Source organism: Halomonas sp. (genome assembly GCF_052095765.1).
Lineage (GTDB): Bacteria > Pseudomonadota > Gammaproteobacteria > Pseudomonadales > Halomonadaceae > Halomonas.
Map to the genome: position 1 here is coordinate 1 of NZ_JBQDJZ010000133.1, position 5,132 is coordinate 5,132.

Genomic DNA, 5,132 nt, shown 5'->3' on the forward strand with positions numbered 1-5,132 from the left:
GTCATATCCTGGCCCAGCTCAGGGGGCGAATTCCACACCCAACGACGAAGAGCCATAAAACGCATAAGGAATGACCTTGCCACCCACCATGTCACCGTCGTTGGTACCGGGCACACTGCCTACTGGCACTTGAACACCATTCGGGGCACCACCCATGGCTACGCCGGAGTCCACATTTCGCGTAGCGTTGGCATTGCTGATCTTATTCTTGACGTGCAGGTAAGTGCCACCGGCAGAGATCTGGGCGCGGTCGAGAAACGACATACCCGCCGGGTTACCAAATACGATGGTGGCGTCCTGAACGTTGGAGCTACGCCCTGCATGACCATAGCCCTGGCCACTGACGCTCTGTTCGTTGAGCTGGAAACCGCCTGCCTGCGCCTGGCTGGCAGCGAGCAGAACGGATGCCGAGGCAACGGCGATGCTGAGATTATTGAGCTTGTTTTTCATGGCGCGATGCATCCTGTCTTGTTGTGGCTAGCTTAATTGAAGCTGTTGTATGACTTTCATCGTCTCGTCTGCGCGGACACCGTGCTGACGTTGGTTCCAGTGTTTGCGAAACAGCCCCCCATGATCAAGGCCAAACGTTCGTTTTAATTTAAAAACGCCTCATACTTTAGTCTTACATAAAAACTAATACCTATATATCAGCAGGTTGCCTTAAGCACTATCAGGGAACTTGGTACAAGAAATGGAATCGCTTGACCCTTGTGTTACACAAAGGTTTTACACTGTAGCCAACTATCCACCTTTTCGAGGCCACCATGAAAGTCAGCGAACTGGCCCATGAGGCCGGCGTCACCGCCGAAACGGTACGCCATTACACCCGCGAATCATTACTGGAGCCCACTCGCAACCCTACTAACGGCTATCAGATCTATACCCGGCGCGACCTTGAGCGGCTGCGGTTCATCCAACGCGCACGCACACTGGGATTCAGCGTGATCGAGGTTCGCGAAATTCTTGAGCAGGCCGACCAGGGTGACTCGCCCTGCCCGCTGGTACGCGACCTGCTGGCCAGCCGCCTGCCGGAGATTCGCCAGCGCATCACTGATCTACAAGCGCTAGCCGCTCGTATGGAGCAAGCGCTGGATGCTTGGGCTGAAATGCCCGACGGCACGCCCGATGGCCACAGCCTGTGCCGGCTGATTGAAAACTTTCCCGAACCACTGAAACACCACAGCGACGACACCCGTCCCGCCAAGGAGATTCCATGAACGCCCGCACCACGTTCGAGCGCAGCGTGACTGGCATGAGCTGCCAAGGCTGCGTCAGCAAGATGCGTCAGGCCATCCAGGCCGAGGACCCGGACGCTGAAGTCGTTGGTTTCCCTGATGACAAGCGTCTGGAAACAACCACAACGCTGGACGGCGACACGCTAGACCGGGTCCTGACCGAAGCCGGTTATGCCCCCGGCGAGCCTGCCGAGGCCGCTGAGGAGTGCCCCATTGAGTCGAGTACATCCGAGCCAGCAGTAGGCCAGCCAACACCGGACAAACCAGCGCCAGGCAAAAACGATGCGACAAACAGCACCCACCGGTTAGCGATCAGCGGCATGACCTGCGCCAGCTGCGTGAAGAGTGTTCAGGAAGCGCTGGAGAAGGTTCCGGGTGTATCCACGGCGTCGGTCAACTTCGGCACCCACACCGCTCAGGTTCACGGCAACGCGAGCGAGGAAGCACTGATCGCTGCGGTGGATGGCGTCGGCTACGCTGCCGAGCCCATCGTCGATATGCGTGAGGCGGAGGCCAGCCGCGCCGACAAGGAGCAACGCGAGTATAAGAAGCGCCTGCACGGCAGTTTCTGGTCGCTAGCCTTGGCGATACCGCTGATGGCCAGTATGTTCTTCTACCATCCTGAGCCGCTGGGCGCCGGTCGCCTCTATTGGGCTGTAATCGGCGTGCTGACACTGCTGGTCATGGTATTTCCTGGGCGACACTTCTTCGTCAACGCCTGGAAAAACGCCCGCCACCATCAGGCCAACATGGACACCCTGGTGGCCATGGGCACCGGCACCGCCTGGCTGTACTCCGTGGCGGTGGTATTTCTTGGCGGCTGGCTGCCTGAGGCCGCACGCGGCATCTATTTTGAAGCCTCGGCCATGGTCATCGGCTTGATTCTGCTGGGCAACGCCGTGGAGCTGCGTGCCCGGGGCCGCACTAGCGACGCGCTCAAGCGTCTGCTTGACCTGCAGAGCAAGACCGCACGAGTCATTCGCGACGGCGAAGAGCGCGAGGTCGACATCGACGACGTGCGCGAAGGCGACCATATCCGCGTGCGTCCCGGCGAGCGTCTGCCGGTAGACGGTGAGGTGACCGAGGGCCAGAGCCATATTAACGAGTCAATGCTGACCGGCGAACCACTGCCGGTGGCCAAGGGCCAGGGTGACGAGGTCAGCGCCGGTACCGTCAATGGCCGCGGTGGTCTGGTCTATCGCGCCACTCGCGTAGGCAGTGATACCCGTCTGGGGCAGATTACCGAGCAGGTGGCCAGCGCCCAGAACTCGCGCCCACCGATTGGCGATCTGGCCGACAAGGTATCCAGCGTGTTCGTGCCGTCGGTGATGATCATCGCCGTGCTCACCGCATTGGCCTGGTTCAACTTCGGCGCCGAGCCACGGGTCATCCATATGCTAGTCACTGCGACCACGGTGCTGATCATCGCCTGTCCCTGTGCGCTAGGGCTAGCCACGCCGATTTCCACCATGATCGGCGTCGGCAAGGCCGCCGAGCACGGCGTACTGGTAAGAAACGGCGAGGCGCTACAAACCGCCAGCCAGCTGACCACCCTGGTGGTGGACAAGACCGGCACCCTCACTGAAGGCAAACCGCGAGTCACCGAAGCGAAGGTCTTTTCAGGTGAAGCGCAGCAGGTATTAGGGCTGGCCGCAGCGCTGGAGCGCGGCTCAGAGCATCCGCTGGCCACCGCAGTGCTGGCTTATTGTGAAGAGCACGACGCCACTTTCAGCGACGTCAGCGACTTCGACAGCATCACCGGGCGCGGTGTTACGGCACAGTCCAGCGATGGTCGTGCGCTGCTGTTGGGCAATGCCAAGCTGATGGAAGAAAACGATGTCAGCCTGACCTCGGGCCGCGACTTTGCCAGCGGCCTCGAAGACGAAGCCCGCACCGTAGTTTACATGGCTGTGGCCGGCGAGCTGTCAGCCATTTTCGGCATCAGCGACCCGCTGCGCGACGATACCGTAGCGGCAATAAAACGCATTCAGGCCGACGGCCTAACGGTCGTCATGCTGACTGGCGATAACGAGCACACCGCTCGCGCCATTGCCCGCGCTGTGGGCATCGACGAGTTCCGCGCTGGCCTGATGCCTGAGGACAAGCACGCCGAGATTGAGCGTCTGCAGGGCAAGGGCGAGGTGGTCGGCATGGTGGGTGACGGTATCAACGACGCCCCCGCGCTGGCCCGAGCCGATGTGGGCTTTGCTATCGGCCAGGGGACCGATGTGGCGATCGAGAGCGCCGGCATCACGCTGATCCGCGGCTCGCTGCACGGCATCGCCGATGCCATCGAGATCAGCCAGGCCACGCTGAAAAACATCAAGCAGAACCTGGTCGGCGCCTTCGGCTACAACGTTGTCTGTATTCCCATCGCCGCGGGCGTGCTCTATCCGTTCACCGGCATGCTGCTGTCGCCGATGATTGCGGGGGCCGCCATGTCGCTGTCGTCAATTACCGTGGTCAGTAACGCCAACCGGCTGCGTCTGTTCAAGACCAGCGGCGCTGACCAAAGCGCGACAACGACCTCACCTGCCGCGTCACATGAACAGTCAGATAAACAGTCAGATAAACAACAGGAGGTCAGATCATGAGCACGCTTGTTACCCTGATCGTCAACGTCGTAGGGCTGGGCCTGCTCGGACTGATTGCGTGGTGGTTCTGGATGAGCTGAGTGTTATGAGCTGGTCGTTACTCCAGTGGCTGCGCGTATTCCACCATCAACTGTAACGATTCGCGCCCGCGAAAGCGGTTGCGATTCAACCGGAAGGCACAGCGCAGCAGGTCGCCCACGCCGAATGTCGGTAGTTCACCGGGTGTCAGTGCACGAAACCAGATGCTTCTGATGCTGGTGGCGCCACTGGACAGCGTCATCATCAAGTGGGTGCCATCGGCACCTACTGGCCGCAACGACTCCACTAAGAATTCGCCCTGAAACAGCGGCGCGTCAAACTCTCGTCCATAAGGACCAAGCGCCTCCAACTCATCCAGAGTGGCCAGCGCCAGCTGGGCTGAGCCCAGCTCGCCATCAGTTAGGATGCGCGGGTAGAGTGCCATGCCGTCAAGTTGCTCGCCCACCGCCTGCAGCAACGCCGAGCGAAAGGCCTCCATCTGCTCGCGCGGCACGCCCACTCCGGCGGCACCACGATGTCCACCAAAGCGCGGCAGACTGAGGGGCGCTAGCTCATGAGTGCGCTGCAAGGCATCACGTAGATGTAGCGCCTCGATGGAGCGCCCCGAACCGGTCAGCATGTCTGGCGATGTTGCTGGCGTCATCACCAGCGCTGGACGGCCGTAGGCCTGCACCAGCCGGGATGCGACGATGCCCTGCACACCGGGATGCCCATCCTCAAGCACGATCACCAGCATGGCGACGTTATCTGCCAACTGGGGCAGCGCCAGCGCCTTGGCCTGCTCGGCCATGTCGGCCTCGATGGCCTTGCGCGACTGGTTGTCCTCATCCAACGTGGCCAGATGACGCGCTGCCGTGGCGTCATCGCTGGCCAGCATGTAGTGCAGCGCGGCGTAGGGGTCGTCAAGGCGCGAGCGGGCATTGATGCGCGGCCCCATCTGGAAGCCCAGGGTCTCTGCGCTAAACGGCACGCTATCGGCACCCAGACGCTCGGCCATGGCTCGCCAACAGGCCGCATCCATGCGATTGATGAGCTTGAGCCCCTGGCTGACCACGGCGCGATTCGCTGCGCTGGCACCCAGCGACACGCAATCGGCCACGGTGCCCAGCGCCACATACGAAAGCCAAGGCGAAAGCTTGGGGGTGTCCTGACCAATCACGCCCCACTCGACCAGCACCGAACGGGTCAGCGACATCGTAAGCCAGGCCACCATGCAGCCCGCAATGGTCTGGTCGGGATAGTCGCAGTCGCTGCGAGTCGGGTT

General features: G+C 61.3%; 3 protein-coding genes and 1 pseudogene. 2 read left to right on the forward strand and 2 right to left on the reverse strand.

Annotated elements, in window-relative coordinates; translation table 11 throughout:
• Nucleotides 1-54 precede the first annotated feature (54 nt).
• Nucleotides 55-450, reverse strand: a pseudogene (locus tag ACTH3D_RS12520) (OmpP1/FadL family transporter); the annotation flags it as partial.
• A 314-nt stretch (nucleotides 451-764) separates the two neighbouring features.
• Here ACTH3D_RS12520 and ACTH3D_RS12525 point away from each other — a divergent pair.
• Together ACTH3D_RS12525 and ACTH3D_RS12530 are read left to right on the forward strand one after the other, a co-directional pair.
• Complete coding sequence (locus ACTH3D_RS12525) at nucleotides 765-1,217, forward strand: MerR family transcriptional regulator (RefSeq protein ID WP_441667459.1); 453 nt, start codon at nucleotides 765-767, stop codon at nucleotides 1,215-1,217.
• Entirely contained in the window at nucleotides 1,214-3,829 is a 2,616-nt protein-coding gene (locus tag ACTH3D_RS12530; protein ID WP_441667460.1) for a heavy metal translocating P-type ATPase, read from the forward strand. The genes ACTH3D_RS12525 and ACTH3D_RS12530 overlap by 4 nt, the downstream gene beginning before the upstream one ends.
• A gap of 97 nt (nucleotides 3,830-3,926) precedes the next feature.
• Here ACTH3D_RS12530 and ACTH3D_RS12535 read toward each other — a convergent pair.
• A partial coding sequence (locus ACTH3D_RS12535; RefSeq protein ID WP_441667462.1) for a single-stranded-DNA-specific exonuclease RecJ occupies nucleotides 3,927-5,132 on the reverse strand: 1,206 nt, incomplete at its 5' end.